Origin of the sequence: Thalassospira sp. MCCC 1A02898, assembly GCF_001618185.1 — a bacterium.
GTDB classification, from domain to species: Bacteria; Pseudomonadota; Alphaproteobacteria; order Rhodospirillales; family Thalassospiraceae; genus Thalassospira; species Thalassospira tepidiphila.
Genome location: NZ_LPXK01000012.1, coordinates 337,535 through 357,418, shown reverse-complemented (window position 1 = coordinate 357,418; position 19,884 = coordinate 337,535). Strand labels below are relative to the sequence as shown.

Sequence of the window (19,884 nt, the reverse complement as noted above, 5' to 3'; positions counted from 1 at the left end):
GATTACTCCGCGGCCTCGGGTTGGGATGTGCCATTTTCAGCTTCGGCTTTCGCCAGACGTTCCTCAATCTCGGCGCGCATGCGGCGCACCAGTTCAAGTTCGCCCTGGAAATCGACATAGTGTGGCAGCTTGATATGTTCGACAAAGCCGGTGGACTGGACATTGTCGCTATGTTCCATCACGAACTCGCTGTCCTGTGCCGGACCCATGATCTGTTCGCCCATTTCATTGGCGCGCATGGCGCGATCCACCAATGCCATCGAAATGGCTTTGCGCTCGTTTTGACCAAACACAAGCCCATAGCCACGGGTGAATTGCGGCAGCTTGGTTTTTGACCCCTTGAACTTGTTGACCGTTTCGCACTCGGTCAGTTCGATATCGCCGATATCAATCGCAAATCCGAGTTCTTCGGGCTCGATCTCGACCGAAACGGTGCCATAGCGGATTTCACCGACAAAGGCGTGGCTGTTGGCATAGCCGCGCTGGGTGGAGTAACCAAGTGCCAGAACAAATCCTTCATCCCCGCGCGACAGATTCTGCAAACGCAAGTCACGCCCGGCCGGGAATTTAACCGGCTCGCGGGTCAGATCGGCGACCGGGGCGTTTTCATCAACCGGAACCGGTTCATCCTGAATAAGGCCTTCATAGTTCAGGATGTCATCCAAAACGCGCGGCATGTTCTCATCAATCGGATTTTCACCACTTGGTGCCTCGGTCGGTGCTTCGCCGTTGGCCATCAGGGTGAAATCCAGCAGGCGATGCGTGTAATCAAAGGTCGGGCCCAAGATCTGTCCGCCGGGCAGGTCTTTGAAGGTTGCCGAAATGCGACGTGAAACATCCATCTCGGCGGTTTTGATCGGTTTGGAAAAGGCAAAACGCGGCAGCGTCGTGCGATAGGCGCGCATCAAAAAGATCGCTTCAATCAAATCACCACGGGCCTGCTTGATGGCAAGGGCAGCCAGATCGCGATCATAAAGCGATCCTTCGGCCATGACACGGGTGACGGATAGCGAGAGTTGCTGTTCGATCTGATCAGTTTCGATTTCGGCAATGTCCGTATCGCCCCGGCGCTGCTCGGCCAGAAGCTTGTGCGCATTGTTGATGGCGCGTTCGCCACCTTTTACTGCAACATACATGATTAATTGACCTCGATCCGGGTGGTGCGCGACAGGGCGGCGATCTGGGTTTCGCTTGCGAAAATCACATCAGCACCGCACGGAAACAGGTGATGGTTTTCTGCGCGCCATGCATGGAAGCTTGCGGGCAGCCCCTTGATGCAAAGGCTATGCGTATCCTTGATGCCCGGGCCCTTAAGGTTCATGGACGGACGATCTGAAATCTCATCGACCATCAGGATCAGGGTTGCGGATTGATCAGGATATTCCGCATTGCCAACGGCAAGATCGGTGACAAAGGACAGATCATCGGAAATGCGGGCAACCGCAAAATCGGCCTGTTTGACATCCGTGCTGAGCGGGCAACCGCAATGGAATTTCAAGTGATCGCCTGCGGCCTTGGTCGAACAGTTTGGTGACATCCAGACTGTGGTATCCATATCGGCCATCGCAAGAAGTGTTGCGGTGGTGGCTTTGTTCAGGCCATCGGGTGCGGAAACACTGACCGGCAAATCATAAATGCGACCGGGCCGTGACATCGCATCAAGCAGGGCGCGAAAAACAGCGTTTGAATCAAATGCCGCATGGTCAAAACCGGGCAACAAGTCACTTGTCTGGGCGGTGGTTGATTGGGATTGGGGCGTCATTCGTCTTCTCCGCGGACAAGGGTGAAGAAATCAACTTTGGTGGCGGCAACCTTGCGGGCATGATCGCGTTTGGCGGCGGCCTGTTCGGCGGCCAGGGTGTCGATGAAATTGCTTGCTGATCCGTCGCGCAGCATCACCGCATCAAATAGGGCTGCATATTGCGCCTGAATGCGATCACGTCCCTTGATATAGGAATGCCCGACCGTGCCGTCTGACAGGGTGACCGCACAACGCGTCACAGTCATTTCACCGAGGTTGAAACGCTGCCCGGCGCCACCAGCACGGCCGCGGACCATCACCATGCCGATTTGCGGTTCGCGCAGGTGCGTCCAGCTCTCATCGCCATGATTTTCCGACCATTCGGTTTCAAGCCGGACACGGGATGTGCGGGCCAGAACCGACATCCATTTTTGGCGCGCGGCAATATGCGGATCGGTGGGGGTGTCTGCATTCCGGTTTTGATCTGTCCGGGCATTCGGGGCGGGGTGCGCCGTCATCAAACTGATCCCTTCTCAACTTATGTCGACAAATCTAAAATTTGTCTAGACGTCTATACCTATTGACGTTATAAGACGATCCAGCAGCAAAGGCAAAGGTCTTGCGGTGAAAGTTTTGTGAACGGGGAATGCAATGGATTGGGAACCGGGCCTATCTATTTGGAGGCAAATCGAAAAGCAGCTTCTGGCTGATATTTCGGAGGGCGTTTTCACACCGGGCGAAAAGATGCCGACCGAGATGGAATTGGTCCGGCGCTTTGGGGTGAATCGCCATACGGTGCGCCGCGCCATGGCGGCACTTGTCGATTCCAATGTTGTCCGTGTCGAACAGGGGCGCGGCGCCTTTGTTCAGGAACAGATCCTTGACTACCCGCTTGGTTCCAAAACCAGGTTTTCGCAGATCGTATCGGGCCGCCATCGCTTGCCCGACAAACGCCTGATCTCGTCCGAGGTCCTCAAAGCCAATTCGACCATCGCGCAGTTCCTGGATGTCAAACCGGGCACGCGGGTGATCGAGTTGTTTTCGGTATCCGAGGCCGACGGTGTACCGCTTGCTGTCGCGACAAGTTATCTTCCCGCCGCGCGCTTTGACGGCATTGTCGAGATATTTGTCGAAACCAAATCGCTTACAGAAGCTTTCAAGCGCTTTGGGATTGATGACTACACACGAAAGACCACGCGCATTTCGGCAACGCTTCCTTCATCACGTGTTGCCAACCTGCTTAAACAGGCGCGCAATCGACCAGTGATTTCGACGGAAAGTGTCGATGTTGATTCGGCAGGTGCGCCAATCGAATACGGTGTGACCGCCTTTTCAAGCGACCGGGTTCAGTTGATCGTTGAGTGAGTTATTTGTCTGCGGTTTTTTGGCACCAAAACTGATACATGCCACGGAATGTATCTGGCCGCTGTTGTTCGTAATCGTGCCAGAGCAATAATCTCTCTTGCGGCGTCCGATTTGCAATGCTGTCCCTATACTGCTGAATGTCACCGGCGAACGGCATTTCAAAATCAAGGAACTGAAGTCCGAGTTCGTCCAAGTGATCTTTGATCATTACGAGATCAAAGCGATGTTCCTGAACATGAAAGATGAGATCACGAAAGGCACTCAGGCTAAAGAAGTCGCTCCTTCGGCTAAGTTGCAACAGGGCTCCGTTTCCTTTGGTAGCTTCTCGAATAATTGTTTGACGACATTGGCGCATATCACTCGCGGATGGAGAATAACCGTGACTTGCAACAGTTTTCCGTCCTTCAATCACGTCCTTGCGTGCAAGTTCGCTGTAAAGCCCGATCTTCATTAGTCCACCTGATCGAAGTAGCTTGTTCAGAATTTTCCAACCTACGATCGGGTTCTCAAGGTGATGAAGCACTCCAACGCATTCGATGATGTCAAAGTTGCAGCCGAGCTCATCCAATTTCAGGATATCTGCGCGTGCAAAGTCAATATTGGTAATGCCAAGTTCCGATGTTTGGCGTTTTGCATAAGCCAAACTGCTTTTGCTGAGGTCTATCGCAGTCACTTTTGCATTGGCAAAACGCGTTGCTGGTTGGATAGCATGTTGTCCAGTTCCGCAGCCAGCAACAAGTATTTCTGGCGCTTCAGGTTCTTTGTAGCCTGCAAGCTGCAGATTTAGCGGTGGTGATTGCAGGCAGATGCTAACAGGTCTTCGCCTGTTTATTTTAATTGTATGCGTCCAGCGCGGATAAGGGTTTTCCTCGTACTGAGAGCGAACAGCATCGGAAACGTCACCAGCACTTGAAGTCCAATCAGGGATGGTTCCGCGAATTCTTTTTTCTTCATGCGGCTCAATCAATAGCCTGCGGAGCATTTTATCGGCATAAGATGGGACTTTGTTTCCAGTGAAAGCGTCTGGATCTAAAAGTTTGATAAGTGGTTGATAGCAGCCGACAAGCGCAACTTCAGAGAGTGTTGCATCTACCCCTGCTGCAACTTGATCTGAAATCCGCCGAGTCAGTTTTTCCAGATAGGTTTCTTCCTGACTTGTAACGGCGAAACTATAATCCGTATTAAAGCATTGCATGGCCAAAGCTGGTAGGAACCCCGGAGCAACTTGTTCGATCATCGTTTGATCGAGCAGAATGCTTTTTCGAAGAGTTGTGAGAAGCTTTTCAATGACCAGATTGGTGACTGGGTATTCTGAAATTAGCTTAATAAACAGGGGAATACGAGCGAGCTCCTCTATGTCGCGTAGAACGTCCGATGAAGCGCCTTCGTAATTAGTATCAAAGCGACCATATTTGCCAATTAGCTCTCGAAAAACTGGCCGATGAAATAGGGTACCTGCTATGGGCATCATGAGGTCATGCGGAGCGATATTTTCCTCTTGGATCAGTCTAAGGAGTTTATCCTCAATACACTCAGTGCCATCAGGTCTGAGGCCATTTACACAGGCGCAAAATGCTGCCCAGTGGCGGTTTTCTCCTGGCTCAATCGCAATAGAAAGACTATTGAACTCAAGGGCTTCTTTGAAACAACCGACCATTTGATATGTAATACCCGTATCAGTTTGCAGGTCGGCATCACGGGCGTCTACCGAAAGAGCCTTTTCAAAAAGTAGAAGCGCTTTTTGCGGTTGGTCGAGATGCAGCAATGCATTGCCGGCTGACTTCAATAATCCTAGATGTCTGGGGTCGAATGACAGTCCGTTTCTGAATTGTTTGAGGGCTTTTTTGAAATCTTTTCGAGCAAAATAGATTAAACCCAGATTACGGTGCGCCTCAACAGAGTCATTTTTTTGGCTTATCGCTTTTTGTAGGTATTGTTCTGCTTCTTCAAACCGCCCAACAGCACAGAGTGTTGCTCCCATGCTGTTAAGTGCAGACGCATTATCCGGATTGATTTCGAGCGACTTCCTAATGCTATCAATCGCGAGTTTCCATTGCTTCTGACTGCGTTGACATAGGCCAAGGTAGTGCCAAGCATCTGGATTGGCAGGTTGCTGGTCTAGCACTGCTATGTAAGCGTTAATGGCTTTGTCCATTTGGCCTGCGTTTTGGGCGGCCAACGCTAATTCAAGCAATTCATTCGGCAATTGAGGTAAGTCAGCCATCTGGTTCGCCATCTCATTTTTCAGATACTCAGGTCAAGTCTTCTTTCAAGAGCAAGACTAACAGATGGGATATTAATATTCTCGACCCGGACGGGCCCTGTAGACCGGGAAGCTTAGCTTGAACTTGATCGCACATGCCCGCATCAGGAATGCCGCAAAGAACGCAATCACGGCAATCGGCCCGCGCGGCAAATCAAGGATCGCAGTGCCAATCACATAGATCCCCGCACCGACCAGCGCACAGGTGATATAAATCTCCGGGCGCAGGATCAGCGGAATTTCGTTACAGACAACATCACGCACCATGCCGCCAAAAGTGGCTGTGATCATGCCCAGAACGATTGCGACCAACGGGGATACGCCCAGATTAAGGCCGATGGCTGCGCCGGTGACCCCGAACATTGCCAATCCCAGCGCATCCAGCCACAGTAACGCGACATAGCGTCGTTCAACCAGATGGGCGGTGAAGTAGGTGATGACGGCAGCACCGATGCAGGTCACAAGCCAGGTAGTATCGCGTATCCAGAAAACCGGTGTTGCCCCGGTAATGACATCGCGCACAGTGCCGCCGCCAATACCGGTAAAGGTCGCAATCAGGACAAATCCGACCATGTCCATCTGACGACGGGATGCCTCAAGCGCGCCGGTAATCGCAAAAACGGCGACCCCCGCCAGTTCAAGCCAATAGATGATTTCAGTAATCGTCATGATGTCCTTTGCGGGGCCTGCCCGTGATCTGTGGGTTGCGAAACGGGGTGTTCTATCGGCATGCGCAATTTGGCTGCAGCAACATCTTCAAGCTGTTCACGTAACCAGAGATGCGATGGATCGTGCTGATAGCGTTGGTGCCAACACATGAAAATAGGAAGATCAAGCGTGCCCTTTTTTAGACCCGCGAGCGGCATCGGCGTACGGGCAAAATCACGCAGCGCATGTTTTTGGAGAAGGCTTGGCAAGGTTGCGATCATATTGCTTCCGCGCAGGAACTCGGCAATGGCGGTAAAGTTCGGTACCCGCAAAACGATGTTGCGTTTAACATCCTGATTTTCAAGCATGTCGTCAAACTCAAGCGTGCGATTATTGCCATAGCGCACCGTGATATGGCGCGCGGATAGATAATCATCATCGCTTTGCGGGGCGTCGCGCATGTCCGGATCATAAAACACCATGTAATGATCGGTCAGAAGGCGTTTTTGCACGATATCCACACCTTCGGGTGGCCGCGGCGAAATCAGAAGGTCGCAATGATTTTCACGCAACAAGGCCGGTCCGGGCAGAAGGGACGGCACCACCGTCATCCGGATATTGGCAAGCGCACCTTCCAGATTGCGAAACAGCATTGGCAACAACAGATCACGCTGCAGATCGTTGGCGGCAATGGTCAGGCTCATCGATGCGCCATCGGGTTCGAAATGCGCACCACTGGCAAAGGCCTGCATATGATCAAGAAGAAACCGCGCCTGTTCGGCCAGGTTTTGTGCATGCGCGGTCGCTACGATCCCGCGCCCGGATTTGGTGAAAAGCGGATCGCGCATGATCCGGCGCAATTTGGTCAGGTTATGGCTGACCGCTGATTGCGTCACGCCAAGCCGTTCGGCGGCAGCCGTGACCGACCCCTCTTCAAGAACGGCCAGAAACAGACGCAGCGCATGGCCGTCCAGTTCCAAATGATCAAAATTGCTCATGAATAACATGATAAATGATGCATTTATTTTATGCAATTGGCCACGCAGGATGCGTTTAACACGGACATTCAACAGTCTGGAGCATCATCTGCGGAGGAAAAATCATGGAATTCTATCAGCGTGACAGAACGCTGCAGCCAGCAGGCTACACCCCGATTTACAAGACATCGGTTGCGCGTTCCCCGCGCCAGTCGCTGTTGTCGCTGCAAGGATCCTTGTCGGAAATTACCGGTCCGGTTTTCGGTCAGAACGAACTGGGGCCGCTTGATAACGATTTGATCCGCAACTATGCCAAGGATGGCGATCCAATTGGCGAACGTATCATCGTGCATGGGCGGGTTCTTGATGAAAACAACCGTCCGGTGCCCAATACGCTGGTCGAATTCTGGCAGGCCAATGCCGGTGGGCGGTATCGCCACAAGAAAGATACCTATCTTGCGCCGATCGATCCGAACTTTGGCGGCTGTGGCCGCGCGCTGACCGATGAAAACGGTTACTACTTTTTCCGCACCATCAAGCCGGGTCCGTATCCATGGCGCAACTACGTCAACAGCTGGCGTCCGGCCCATATCCATTTTTCGGTATTCGGTTCCGGCTTTGCCCAGCGCCTGATCACCCAGATGTATTTCGAAGGCGATCCATTGATCAAGGAATGTCCGATTGTGCATGTCATCCCGGATGAAGATGCGATCAACCGCCTGATAGCGCCGATTGATCTCAAGGGCTCGGTGCCGCTTGATACCATTGCCTACAAGTTTGACATCGTCCTGCGCGGCCGTCGTTCAACCCTGTTTGAAAACCGTCTGGAAGGAAACTGATCCATGGTGCAAAGCCTTGATTATCTCAAAGAAACCGCCTCCCAGACGGCGGGCCCCTATGTTCATATCGGGCTCATTCCCAATCAGGCCGGGTTTGACATTTTTGAAAACAACTTCACCAACGTTCTGGCCGATGAAAACACCCGTGGGGAACGGATCATCATTGAAGGGCGGGTGATTGACGGTACCGGAACGCCACTGCGTGATGCGCTGCTTGAAATCTGGCAGGCCAATGCAGACGGGCGCTACAACCATGAACTTGATCGTCAGAATTCTGGCAAAATCGATGAGGATTTCCGCGGCTGGGGCCGGACGGGAACGGATTTCGATACCGCCGTCTATCGCTTTGAAACCATCAAGCCCGGCGTGGTTTCCGGTCGCAATGGCAAAGACATGGCGCCGCATGTCAACTTCTGGATCGTGGCACGTGGTATCAATATCGGGCTGAATACCCGGATGTATTTCGCCGACGAACAAGATGCGAATGCGGCTGATCCTGTTCTGAACCTGATCGAACAGAAAACCCGTCGCAAGACCCTGATTGCTGATCGTGATGACATTGGACCGATCCCGGTCTACCGGTTTGACATCGTCTTGCAGGGCGATGGCGAAACCGTGTTTTTTGACCTCTAACAGCGCGTAAAACTGTATGAGTAATGCGGCGACCGCCTTTCGTGGTTGCCGTATTTTTGTTCAATCAACTACTTAAAAAGCCGTCCGCTGATTCTTATATTCACGTTGATAAAAGCGGTATGGTAAAACAACCGCTGCCGAGGGTTTCAAAAACAAAAAAGAAGACCCCGGTGATAGAGAGTGAGAGGATCAGCCTTGAACAAGTTGTTACAGGTCGGAATCCGCGTGCAAGTAGCTCTGGCAACAGCGCTGCTACTGGTTGGCCTGACGGTACTGATGAGCTTTGTGGTCGGAAAGCGATCCGGTGCTGATCTGCAAAAGCAGATTGGTCTGGGTGTTTCTGATATTGCCCGTCAGATGGCTGATGAACTTGACCGTATCATGTGGACCCACCGTGGCGAGGTTTCGGTCCTAAGCACGCTCTCTGTCCTGCAAGAGCTCGAAGATACCCAACAGATTTCAAGCATCGTCAATCGCCTAAGCCGTGAAATTCCGATCTTTACCTGGATAGGTGTGCTTGATCGCGACGGGACGGTTGTTGCGTCAACGAATGACTTGTTGCTCGGGGCCGATGTTTCGCCGCGACCGGTGTTTCAGTATGGCAAGAATGGACAGTTCATCGGTGATGTTCACGATGCGAAATTGTTGGCGGAAAAATTCCCGCTTTATAACGGGGAGCCGATCCAGTTTGTCGATATCGCCGTTCCCCTTTTCAATAAAAATGATCAGTTCACTGGTGTACTTGCCACTCACCTGAGCTGGGAATGGGCCGATAATGTCCGCAAAACCCTTTTTGCCGGGCAGGGGATCCATCGGGATGTCGATATATTTGTCGTATCAGCCGATGGCACAGTTCTTTTGGGTGCGGATGGGGCGATGGTCGGATCATCGCTTGAACTTGATGCTCTGCAGCAGGCACAGCGCAGCAATATCGGATGGAAGATCAGCACGTGGCCGGATGGCGCGGAATATCTGACGGGGTATGCCCCGGCCGATGGTCATCTTGATTATGCCGGTCTGAACTGGTCAATCCTGGTGCGGCAGCCCGTTGAAGAGGCGCTTGAGCCGGTTTATGTCCTGCGCCGTGACATCATGGCGTGGGGCTTGGCGTTAAGTATCATCTCCAGCGTGATTGCATGGTGGGGGGCTGGTTTCTTTGTGGGACCGATCGGCAAGATGGCCCTTTCGATCGAGGCAATGAAACGTGGCGAAATTGAACGTCTTCCGGATTTTGATGGCGCAAGAGAAATCAAGATCTTGTCAAACAGCCTCAATGCCTTGCTGGCCAAACTGACGGAAAAGGATGCGGCCCTTGGCCAGATGGAACACATTGCCCATCACGATAACCTGACCGGGCTTGGTAACCGTCTGGCACTTGATGTCTATTTCGAACATGCCCTTGCCCATGCTGATCGCCACAAGACCCAGCTTGCGGTCATGATGCTTGATCTTGATGATTTTAAACCGATCAATGACAAGTTCGGTCATTCAGCTGGCGATGATGTCCTGCGCGAGGTCGCAAAACGGTTGCGCCGTTGTGTGCGCGGTGGCGATCTGGTCGTGCGTCTGGGTGGTGATGAGATGGTGGTGGTGTGTCATGTCGGAACGAGTGGCGAGGGCGAAGCCACAATGTTGGCCGAACGGATTTTGAACGACATCCAGATGCCCTTCATTACCGGCGGCAATCGGGTTTCCATTCATATGAGCATCGGCATTGCCCTTTGTCCGGTGCATGGCAAGACCATTGATGTGCTTCTCGATCAGGCAGATGATGCGCTTTATGCTGCCAAGGCGCGTGGCAAGAGCTGTTATGTGCTTGCGTCTGATGATGGTGAGCCGTCCGGCAGCAAGTCGTCGCTGGCATGAGATGCGGGTTTTCTTGACTTTGTTTCAGGGCATCGCAATAAGCATTTCATGACAATTTCATCCGAAAAAGAACTCGAACAATTGCGCAAGATCGGGCGGATCTGTGCCCGTGCGCGCGATGTCATGGGGGCGGCCATCGTCCCGGGGATCACAACCGCCGAGCTTGATGAGATCGGCCGCAAGGTTCTTGAGGATGCCGGCGCGGTGTCCGCCCCGGAAAGCGAATACAAGTTCCCCGGTGCGACCTGCATCAGTGTGAATGACGCGGTCGCGCACGGTATTCCCGGTGATCTGGTTCTGGCCGATGGCGATCTGGTCAATATCGATGTTTCGGCATCGCTTGATGGCTATTTTTCCGATACCGGTGCCAGCTTCATCTGCGGCACGGCAAAGCCCGAAATCGCCAAGCTGTGCGAAGACGGCAAGAAGGCCATGTGGGCGGGCATCAAGGTGGTGCGTGACAAGGCGCCTATTCGCGAGATCGGGCTTAAGATCGAAATGTTCGCCCGCAAGGGTGGCTATACCCTGATCCGCAATCTTGCCAGCCACGGTATTGGCAAGTCGCTGCATGAACATCCCCATACCATCCCGACCTGGGATGACCCCAAGGAACGCCGGGCCCTTAAAAAGGGGCAGGTGATTACCATCGAACCGTTTCTGTCGCGTGGCGCGAAATGGGCGCTTGATAGCGAAGATGGCTGGACGCTGTATGCCGATACCGGTGACGCAACCGTGCAGTACGAGCACACCCTTGTTGTCACCGAAAAGGGCTATGAAATCATGACGCTGGGGAATTGATCCCGGTTAAAATGTTGTAGCTTATGCTGCAGCATTTCTTGCAACATAAAAGCCGCCCGAATGTATCGGGCGGCTTTTGTTTTACGTGTGTTTGATGTGCGGTGTCGCGGTTACGAACCGTATTTTGCCTTGGCTTCGCGACGGCGCGCATGCAGGACCGGTTCGGTGTAACCGTTCGGCTGTTCGCGGCCCTTGAAGACAAGATCACAGGCGGCCGCAAAGGCGATGCTGTCATCGAAGTTCGGGGCCATGTTGCGATAGGTCGGGTCACCGGCATTCTGTTTGTCGACGACGGCGGCCATACGTTTCATGGTTTCCATGACCTGTTCTTCGCTGCACAGGCCATGATGGAGCCAGTTGGCAATATGCTGGCTTGAAATACGCAGCGTCGCGCGGTCTTCCATCAGCCCGACATCATTGATGTCTGGCACCTTCGAACAGCCGATCCCGCTGTCGATCCAGCGCACAACATAGCCAAGAATGCCCTGGGCATTGTTATCAAGCTCTTCCTGGATTTCGCTTGGCATCGGTTTGATGTCACCCAGACGCGGGATCGCCAGAATGTCATCAAGGCTTGCGCGTTCGCGTTTGCCAATCTCGTCCTGAACCGCACGGACATCAACCTGATGATAGTGGATGGCATGCAGGGTTGCTGCTGTCGGTGAAGGGACCCAGGCGCATTTCGCACCGGCCTTGGGATGGCCGATCTTGGCTTCCATCATTTCTGCCATGCGGTCCGGTTTGGCCCACATGCCCTTGCCGATCTGGGCTACGCCCTTCATGCCGCATTCAAGACCGATATCAACGTTCCAGTTTTCATAGGCCGCGATCCAGTACTGGTCTTTCATCGCTTCCTTGCGGACCATCGGGCCAGCTTCCATGCTGGTATGGATTTCATCGCCGGTACGGTCAAGGAAGCCGGTATTGATAAACACCACACGGTCCTTGGCGGCACGGATGCATTCCTTGAGGTTGACCGTCGTGCGGCGTTCCTCATCCATGATGCCGACCTTAAGGGTATGTTCGGGCAGATCAATCGCCTTCTCGACAAAGGCAAACAGATCGTTGGTCAGCGTGACTTCTTCGGGGCCGTGCATTTTCGGCTTTACGATATAGACGCTGCCATGGCGGGAGTTCGAAAGTTCGTTATTGCCGATGACGTCATGCTTGGCGATCAGGCTTGTGACCATGGCATCAAGGAAGCCTTCCGGGACTTCGTCGCCATTGGCATCAAGCACCGCGTCAGTGGTCATCAGGTGACCGACATTACGGATCAGCATCAGACTGCGGCCCGGCAGGACAACTTCAGTCCCGTCAAAGCCCTGATAAGTCCGATCCGGGTTCAGACGACGGGTGATCGTCTTGCCACCTTTTTCGAATTTTTCTTCAAGCGTGCCTTTCATCAGGCCAAGCCAGTTGCGATAGGCAACGGTCTTGTCTTCGGCATCAACGGCGGCAATCGAATCTTCGCAATCCTGAATGGTGCTGACCGCGGATTCCAGAATGACATCGCACACGCCAGCGGCATGTTCCTTGCCAATCGGATGCGTCGGATCGATATGGATTTCGATATGCAGGCTGTGACGACGCAGCAACACATCGGTCAGCTTGCCGTTCTTTTCGTTGTAACCGATGAACTGGGAGGGCAGCTCAAGTGCGGTTTCGCTGCCATCAGACAGGGTGACAACCAGCGTCCACCAGCCTGACGCGTCTTCGCGCACTTCGTATTTCGTGGCATCGGCATGTTTGCCGGTTGCAAGCGGGGCGGCTTCATCAAGGAAGTTCGCGGCATAAGCCACAACCGCAGCACCGCGTTTCGGATTGAATGACTTGGTCTTTTCCTTGCCGTCGGCTTCGTCGATGACATCGGTGCCATACAGCGCATCATACAGGCTGCCCCAGCGCGCATTGGCAGCATTAAGCGCATAGCGTGCATTCATCACCGGCACGACAAGCTGCGGGCCTGCCACACGGCCAATCTCCGGATCGACATGCGTGGTGGTGATATAGAAATCATCGCCTTCGGGCAGCAGATAACCGATCTCGGTCAGGAATTCCTTGTAGGCAGCCGGGTCGCGTGGCTGATCCTGACGCGACAGATGCCAGTGGTCGATCTTGGCCTGCAATTCGTCCCGCTTTGCCAGCAGCGCCTTGTTGCGTGGTCCAAGTTCAGTGACGAGCTTTTCAAAGGATGCCCAGAACTGATCGGAACTGATCCCGGTTCCCGGAATGACTTCGTTGGCCACCAGATCGTGCAGCACTTTTGCAATCTGAAGTCCACCTTCTTGGATGCGTTGGGTCATGTTTTCTCTCACCAGACTTGGAACTGTTTCGGGCGATTAATATGGCTTTGCCGACGAACACATAAAGCGCGGCAAAGGCAACTCGCCTATCGTTGGTTCACAACATATGGGTTGAAGCAGGCCCGGGTCCACAGCCGGTTTCAAAATTGCGGGATGTTTTCCGCATTATGGAAGCCTGATCATTCTGTCCCAATCGACAGACGTTCACATCTTCTTGTCTGCATTCGGATCCGTCGTGCCGTCGCTGTCTGCCGGCGGCACCTGTCCGATGTCGTCGGGATGTGCCGTGCCATCCGGGGTCAGCACATCTTGCAGATCATGCGGGTCCATTGGTTTTGTGTCATTATCTGGCTCTGTGCTGTCGTCATCGTCATTGAGACTGATGTCGTCCGTAATCGGTGACAGCTCAAACGCCATTGGCGTTGTCCGCGGTACGGCAACGAACTGACCCTGTTCCTCGATCGAGATACGACGGCCAAAGCCAGCGCGGTAAGTTGCAAAGCTCGCAACGCAAATGCCAACGATTGAAAACAGGACCGGCAAGGCCCACGGGCCGAAATAACCAATTGCACTGGACCCCAGAATTGGACCAAACGCAGCAGACCCGCCATAAATGATCAGAAGACCACCCGACGCAGGAACAATGTCTTCGGGTTCAAGGTAGTCATTCACATAGGCCACAGCCAGGCCGTAAACCGGCATGATGAACACGCCGGTGATCCCGCCCCAGACCGTCAGATTGTCGCGGACAAGATCCGGCGCAACCAGCGGGAAAAATCCACAGATAGCAAGTCCGGTCAGAACGAAAATCATCACATATTGGCGCGGCACCATGTCCGAAATCTTGCCGATCGGAAATTGCATGATCATGCCGCCCAGAATGACGAAGAACATGAAATAGGCGATCTCGTTGGTCGCAAGTCCGAGGTCAGCCGCGAAAACCGGCCCGACACCATAAACCGCACCCGAAAGCACGCCTGCACCCGATGCGGCAACAAAGCCCAGCGGGGAAATCTTGTAAAGACGGCGGAATGTCATGCGTTCACCGCTGACTGCAGACGGCGGTGGCTGACGGGTCAGGGCAAGCGGAACAAGCGAAAGCGACAGCAGGACGGACGCCACCGTAAACAGCTCGAAACTGCTGACCGGGGCACCGTTGAGCAACAGCTGACCGATTGCCAGCCCGCCAAGCGAAACCGTCATGTAAATCGCAATCGTCCCACCACGCGATGTATTGTCAGCCTGCGCATTCAGCCAGCTTTCAATCACCAGATACAGGCCCGAAACACACAAGCCGGTCATGATACGAAACAGCGACCAGGTAATCGGATCTACCAGAACGGCATGTAAAAGTGTGATGGCCGATGCGGCCGATGCCAGTGCGGCAAACGTCCGGATGTGGCCGACCCGGTTGACAAGGCTCGCCCCCCAGATGATGCCGGCAACGAACCCGATATAATAGGATGCCATGATGATACCGGTATAGACCGGCGCAAAACCCTCGGCAGATGCGCGCAGTGCAAGCAGCGATGATTGCAGAGATGCCCCACTATTTAGCGCAAACGCGGCGAACAGCGTTGCAGATAGTGCAATAATAAGGGCGACCGGCGAGCGCGGCATGGCATCCTCGTTTGAGTTTCAATTAGGCAGGCACCCTGCGGCAAGGGGATCGACCGTGTCAATCCTTACAAGCCCTTGGCACACAAGGGGAATAGTGCATTTTGTGTTTAACACCACGGCGCACAAGAAGTTCCGCAAAAATTATGAGCCTTCTTTAATCCCGCTTGGCCCACGCGCAAAGTGCCGGTTTCGCGCAACTGATATGTGTAAAGCGGCTTTACTTGGTGCCGAAGCAGGCTTTGTTCGGTGAAAATCGCACAAGCAGCTTGACCTTGGGGGTGTTGATGCTTTCTATGGACCGAAATCAGACGCAATTTGCCAAAATTCCCGCGATCCGGGGTTGGATTTTGCGTTTCGCCACCAGACTTCAGGTTCATTGATGATAATCGGCATTCAAGCCAACAGATGAACTGACCATACAAGGGGAGGAAACCTTGAAAATTTTGCGCACACTCGGCGTGATTGCCGCCGGAATGATGGCTTTGTCCGTGGCGAATGCCGCGCAGGCTGAAACCCGCGTCACCCTGAAATCGGCCAAGGCCGCGTCATCCTATTACCAGATGGCCGCCCAGTTTGCCGAGGCGATGAAAACCGGTACCGATGGCGATATCATCGTCACCGTCGAGGAAAGCCAGGGTTCGGTTCAGAACGTCATGGAAGCCATGGTGCGTCCGGGCAATTATGTCTTTACCTCCCCGCCCGGTCTCGTAAGCCTGGCACAGAACGGCAAAGGCCCGTTCGACGGACGTCCGACCGAAAAGTTTGCCGAAGTCCGCGCCCTGTTCCCGATCCCGTCGCTGACCATGCATTTCGTGATGCGTGCTGATTCCGGTGCAACCAGCTTTGCCGATCTCGAAGGCAAGACCATCCTGCTTGGCAAGGGGTCCTTTGGCGCGCGTGAAGGTGAAAAATACCTTCAGCTGTTTGGTCTTGAAGGCAAGGTCGATCTGGCGGATGCCGAACTGTCCAATGCGGTTGCCGCCCTTAAAAACGGTCAGATCGATGGTTTCGTGACCGCGGGCTCTTGGCCAGCGCCGAACGTGATCGAGGCCGCGGCAGGAACCGACGTCATTGTTCTGTCGCTGTCCGAAGACCAGCTTGCCGAGACCAAGCGTGACAAAACCGTCATTCCGGCCGGAACCTATAACGGTCAGGAAGAAGACATCACCACCGCATCGCTTTCGGTTGTTGCCTTTGCCACCACCCAGATGAATGTCGATACGGCGTATGCCCTGACCAAAACTTTCTGGGAGCAGAAGGCGAAAATGGGTGAAAGCTCTTCGTGGTGGAACGGTGTCAGCCCGGAAATGATTGCCAACATCACGGGTAAAATGCATCCCGGCGCGCTGCGCTACTATGACGAAGTCGGGTTCTCCATCCGTGACGATCAGCGCTAAGTGCTGATCAGATAACATGTTCAAGGCCCGGCAGTTTTGCCGGGCCGTTTCTTGTCAAACAAGCCATTTAGATTATGTCAGCCACCACTCGTCCCTTCTGGATCGCCCTTGGCGCCGTTTCAATTGCCTTTCACCTGTGGCTGATTTTTTCAGGATTGGTTCCCAATCTTGTAAGCCGCCCAATCCATATGGCGCTTGCCCTGCCTTGGGCGTTGATCTTTGTTGCCAAAACCCGCGCACAGAAAATCTCTGGCATCATCCTGACCCTGATTGGTCTGCTTGGGTGTGGTTGGATCGTTGCCAATCATCAGACGCTTGGCGATCAGTACGGTTTCCTGATGGGCAATAGCCAGATCGTGCTGGCAGCGGCGCTATTGCTGATCGTGCTTGAAATGGCGCGCCGTGCGATTGGCTGGCCGTTGCCGACGGTGGCGGCAATTGCACTGCTTTATGCGCTGTTTGGACAACATATTCCGGGCGAATTCGGCCATGCCGGGTTGCCAGTTGAAAGTATGCTGGGCACCTTGACCATCGCAGAGGGCGGCCTTTGGGGCAGCCTGACGGGCGTATCGGTCAATATCGTTGCGATCTTCGTTGTTTTCGGGGCGGTTTTGAATGGCGGCGAAGCCGGTCAGGGCTTTATGAATGTCGCAGGTGCCGCCGCCGGTCGGCTTAAGGGCGGGGCGGCGAAGGTTTCCGTCGTGTCATCCGCGCTGTTTGGCTCAATATCGGGGTCTGCATCGGCCAATGTGGCTTCGACTGGCGCAATAACCCTGCCTGCCATGACCAAGCTTGGTTACCCGAAACGTCTGGCGGCTGCGGTTGAGGCCGTGGCATCCAGTGGCGGGCAGATCATGCCACCACTGATGGGGGCAGGGGCGTTTGTCATGGTGGAACTTACCGGCAAGCCTTATGTCGACATCATGGTCGCCGCCATCTTGCCGGCCGTCCTTTACTTCCTTGCCGTCTGGGTTGGCATCAATGCCTTTGCCATGCGTTATGACCTTCCCGGTGTGCCAAAGGAAGATCGCCCGAACCTGCGGTCGGTCGTAATCACATCGGCTTTCTTCCTGGTGCCATTTACCATTTTGCTTTGGGGTATGTTTGGCGGTGGCTACACACCACAATATGCCGCCTGTCTGGCGCTTCTGGCCGGGGCGGCGTTGCTGTTGCTTGATGCGGATCTGACGGTTGATTTTCCGCGCAGCAAGCAACGGTTTGCCGATGTCTGCCTTAATGCCGGGCGTCAGGTGGCAATGATCGGTTCGATCATCTTGTGCGCATCAATCGTGATCGGGGTTCTCGGCCTGACCGGACTTGGTGTGAAGATCACCTCGCTACTGATTTCCGGATCGGGTGGCATGTTGTGGCCAGCCCTTTTGCTGACCGCACTTGCCTGTCTGATCCTTGGCATGGAAGTCCCGACCACGGCGGCTTATGTGATTTGTGTTTCGGTCGCCGGGCCCGCGTTGATAGAGCTCGGGCTTGAACCGCTTCAGGCGCATCTGTTTGTGTTCTGGTTTGCGCTTTTATCGACGATTACGCCGCCGGTTTGCGGGGCGGTGTTCATTGCTGCGGGTATGGTCGAGGAAAACTGGCTCAAGGTCGCCGGAACGGCGATGGCGCTTGGCATCGGGCTTTATATTGTGCCACTGGCGATGATTGCCAACAGCACGCTGATTGAACTTGGCAGCGATCCGGTTTGGGCGATCATCGCCGGGCTTAAGGTCGCTGTGGGTTTGACGGCCATTTCATATGGCCTAATCGCCCCCAGACCTGTTTGGCAGCGGATCGGGATGGTTGCACTTGGTGGTGCGGTAATTTTTGCTGCGGGTGTTTAGAGCCACGAAAAAAGCCGACAGTTTCCTGTCGGCCTTTTTCGTCATTGAGGGAAATGATTTAACCGGTTTTAAGCGGTCGCGCGTCCGCTGCGCGGGCCAGCAAAGAACCAGATAATCAGGCCAAGGACCGGCAGGACAACAACAAGTACTGTCCACAATACTTTTGCACCGGTGCTTGCACCGCTGCCCATGATATTCACGATTGCCCAGATATCGGCAATCAGGACGAGAAGTCCGATAATTCCACCATATTCAAGCATGTTCCAACCTCACATTTGTTGCTGCGGTATCTGTACCGCGCTTACAACTCAAACGATTGGTTTTCTTGTTTGTTCCCGCACTGAATTCAATCAGTGCATCAGGCGGGTTCGAAAGGGCAGTTTAAACCACCTGTCCGGCAGACCAGCCCGATGACCATGCCCACTGGAAATTGAAGCCGCCAAGATGGCCCGTGACATCAACCACTTCGCCAATGAAATAAAGGCCGGGTACGTCACGCGCTTCCATGGTTTTCGATGACAGGGCATTGGTGTCGACACCGCCAACCGTGACCTCGGCCGTGCGATACCCCTCAGTCCCGCTTGGTGTCAGGGCCCATTGATTGACATCCATCGCCAATTTGCGCAGTGCCTTGTCACCGGTTTCGCCAATCGGGCGATCAAGGCCATGGGTGGCGGCAATCATCTGGGCAAGGCGATTTGGCAATATGCGTGACAGAACCGTGTGCACCGCCTGTTTCGGGTTTTCACCCTTTGCAGTTTTCAAAAGATCGAACGCATCTTCTTCCGGGTTTAGGTTCACCGTGATGCTGTCGCCCTCGTTCCAGTAAGATGAAATCTGCAGGATCGACGGGCCGGAAAGACCACGATGGGTGAACAGCAATCCTTCGCGGAATTGCTTTTTATTGCATTGAACGATGGCATCAACAGATATGCCCGAAAGCTCGCCGGTACGCGCACGCAAATCCGGATCGAAAACAAACGGCACAAGTGCGGCACGGGTCGGAATGACATTGATGCCGAACTGCCGTGCAATCTGATAGCCAAAGCCGGTGGCACCGATTTTCGGGATCGACAGGCCGCCACATGCGACAACCAGCGATGAGCAGGTCCATTGCGCGCCGGTGCGCGTGGTGACATCAAAGCCGTCATCATCGCGTTTGATGATGTTGGAAATCTCGGTGTTAAGCTTGATCGTCACATCGGCGGCATCACATTCATCAAGCAACATGTCAATGATCTGAAAGGACGATTCATCGCAGAAAAGCTGGCCGAGTGTCTTTTCATGCCAGGCGATATTGTGCCGGTTCACCAGATCAATGAAATCTTGCTGGGTATAGCGTTTAAGCGCTGAAACACAGAACCGCTTGTTTTCGGAAATGAAGTTTTCCGGGCTGGTGTGGATATTGGTAAAGTTGCAGCGCCCGCCACCTGAAATGCGAATTTTTTCCGCCGGTTTGGTCGAATGATCAACCACCACGACGGTTCTTCCGCGTTTTCCTGCTTCAATCGCGCACATCAGGCCGGCCGCACCCGCCCCGATGACAAGAACATCAATCTTTTTCAAGCCCGTCAGATCCATTCATGTGAATTT

General features: G+C 53.9%; 17 protein-coding genes. 7 read left to right on the top strand and 10 right to left on the bottom strand.

Annotated elements, in window-relative coordinates:
• Positions 1 to 2 precede the first annotated feature (2 nt).
• The 3 genes from AUQ41_RS16070 to phnG are packed head-to-tail and all read right to left on the bottom strand — an operon-like array spanning position 3 to position 2,259.
• A complete protein-coding gene (locus tag AUQ41_RS16070; protein WP_063089274.1) occupies positions 3 to 1,136 on the bottom strand; it encodes a carbon-phosphorus lyase complex subunit PhnI in 1,134 nt (377 codons plus the stop codon).
• 2 nt (positions 1,137 to 1,138) lie between these two features.
• The gene (phnH, locus tag AUQ41_RS16065; RefSeq protein WP_063089273.1) at positions 1,139 to 1,762 is read right to left on the bottom strand and encodes a phosphonate C-P lyase system protein PhnH; all 624 of its coding nucleotides are present in this window, start codon (positions 1,760 to 1,762) and stop codon (positions 1,139 to 1,141) included.
• Positions 1,759 to 2,259, bottom strand: a complete 501-nt coding sequence (gene phnG / locus AUQ41_RS16060; protein WP_063089272.1) for a phosphonate C-P lyase system protein PhnG — start codon at positions 2,257 to 2,259, stop codon at positions 1,759 to 1,761. The genes phnH and phnG overlap by 4 nt, the downstream gene beginning before the upstream one ends.
• 133 nt (positions 2,260 to 2,392) lie before the next feature.
• On the opposite strand from phnG, the gene phnF reads away from it, so the two are divergent.
• Entirely contained in the window at positions 2,393 to 3,106 is a 714-nt protein-coding gene (phnF, locus tag AUQ41_RS16055; protein WP_063089271.1) for a phosphonate metabolism transcriptional regulator PhnF, read from the top strand.
• Position 3,107: 1 nt separating this feature from the next.
• Here the strand turns inward: phnF and AUQ41_RS16050 are convergent, their stop codons facing one another.
• The 3 genes from AUQ41_RS16050 to AUQ41_RS16040 are packed head-to-tail and all read right to left on the bottom strand — an operon-like array spanning position 3,108 to position 7,015.
• On the bottom strand, positions 3,108 to 5,342 hold the full coding sequence (locus AUQ41_RS16050; RefSeq protein ID WP_063089270.1) for a class I SAM-dependent methyltransferase: 2,235 nt from the start codon (positions 5,340 to 5,342) through the stop codon (positions 3,108 to 3,110).
• A 60-nt stretch (positions 5,343 to 5,402) separates the two neighbouring features.
• Positions 5,403 to 6,038 carry a trimeric intracellular cation channel family protein gene (locus AUQ41_RS16045; RefSeq protein ID WP_063089269.1) on the bottom strand — a complete coding sequence of 212 codons (636 nt, stop codon included), beginning with the start codon at positions 6,036 to 6,038 and terminating at the stop codon, positions 5,403 to 5,405.
• Positions 6,035 to 7,015 (bottom strand): LysR family transcriptional regulator, encoded by a 981-nt coding sequence (locus AUQ41_RS16040; protein ID WP_063089373.1) that lies wholly within the window; start codon positions 7,013 to 7,015, stop codon positions 6,035 to 6,037. Before AUQ41_RS16040 ends, AUQ41_RS16045 begins: the two co-directional genes overlap by 4 nt.
• A 104-nt stretch (positions 7,016 to 7,119) precedes the next feature.
• Here AUQ41_RS16040 and pcaH point away from each other — a divergent pair, with 104 nt between their 5' ends.
• The 4 genes from pcaH to map all read left to right on the top strand — a co-directional run bounded on the left by pcaH (position 7,120) and on the right by map (position 11,130).
• Positions 7,120 to 7,833, top strand: a complete 714-nt coding sequence (gene pcaH, locus AUQ41_RS16035; RefSeq protein ID WP_120225792.1) for a protocatechuate 3,4-dioxygenase subunit beta — start codon at positions 7,120 to 7,122, stop codon at positions 7,831 to 7,833.
• Between the two features lie 3 nt (positions 7,834 to 7,836).
• The gene (pcaG, locus tag AUQ41_RS16030; protein WP_063089267.1) at positions 7,837 to 8,466 is read left to right on the top strand and encodes a protocatechuate 3,4-dioxygenase subunit alpha; all 630 of its coding nucleotides are present in this window, start codon (positions 7,837 to 7,839) and stop codon (positions 8,464 to 8,466) included.
• A gap of 195 nt (positions 8,467 to 8,661) precedes the next feature.
• Positions 8,662 to 10,332: a GGDEF domain-containing protein gene (locus tag AUQ41_RS16025; protein ID WP_063089266.1), complete on the top strand. Its 1,671-nt coding sequence runs from the start codon at positions 8,662 to 8,664 to the stop codon at positions 10,330 to 10,332.
• A gap of 48 nt (positions 10,333 to 10,380) precedes the next feature.
• The gene (gene map, locus AUQ41_RS16020) at positions 10,381 to 11,130 is read left to right on the top strand and encodes a type I methionyl aminopeptidase (protein ID WP_063089265.1); all 750 of its coding nucleotides are present in this window, start codon (positions 10,381 to 10,383) and stop codon (positions 11,128 to 11,130) included.
• 110 nt (positions 11,131 to 11,240) lie between these two features.
• Here map and AUQ41_RS16015 read toward each other — a convergent pair whose 3' ends face one another.
• The gene (locus AUQ41_RS16015; protein ID WP_063089264.1) at positions 11,241 to 13,433 is read right to left on the bottom strand and encodes a malate synthase G; all 2,193 of its coding nucleotides are present in this window, start codon (positions 13,431 to 13,433) and stop codon (positions 11,241 to 11,243) included.
• A gap of 204 nt (positions 13,434 to 13,637) precedes the next feature.
• Complete coding sequence (locus tag AUQ41_RS16010; protein WP_063089263.1) at positions 13,638 to 15,053, bottom strand: MFS transporter; 1,416 nt, start codon at positions 15,051 to 15,053, stop codon at positions 13,638 to 13,640.
• Positions 15,054 to 15,487: 434 nt separating this feature from the next.
• Here AUQ41_RS16010 and AUQ41_RS16005 point away from each other — a divergent pair, with 434 nt between their 5' ends.
• Together AUQ41_RS16005 and AUQ41_RS16000 are read left to right on the top strand one after the other, a co-directional pair.
• Positions 15,488 to 16,450 (top strand): TAXI family TRAP transporter solute-binding subunit, encoded by a 963-nt coding sequence (locus AUQ41_RS16005; protein ID WP_083952857.1) that lies wholly within the window; start codon positions 15,488 to 15,490, stop codon positions 16,448 to 16,450.
• Positions 16,451 to 16,524: 74 nt separating this feature from the next.
• Positions 16,525 to 18,291 carry a TRAP transporter fused permease subunit gene (locus tag AUQ41_RS16000; RefSeq protein WP_063089262.1) on the top strand — a complete coding sequence of 589 codons (1,767 nt, stop codon included), beginning with the start codon at positions 16,525 to 16,527 and terminating at the stop codon, positions 18,289 to 18,291.
• 68 nt (positions 18,292 to 18,359) lie between these two features.
• Here the strand turns inward: AUQ41_RS16000 and AUQ41_RS15995 are convergent, their stop codons facing one another.
• Together AUQ41_RS15995 and AUQ41_RS15990 are read right to left on the bottom strand one after the other, a co-directional pair.
• Positions 18,360 to 18,551: a PLDc N-terminal domain-containing protein gene (locus tag AUQ41_RS15995; protein ID WP_008889714.1), complete on the bottom strand. Its 192-nt coding sequence runs from the start codon at positions 18,549 to 18,551 to the stop codon at positions 18,360 to 18,362.
• Between the two features lie 121 nt (positions 18,552 to 18,672).
• Positions 18,673 to 19,857, bottom strand: a complete 1,185-nt coding sequence (locus AUQ41_RS15990; RefSeq protein WP_063089371.1) for an NAD(P)/FAD-dependent oxidoreductase — start codon at positions 19,855 to 19,857, stop codon at positions 18,673 to 18,675.
• Positions 19,858 to 19,884 lie beyond the last annotated feature (27 nt).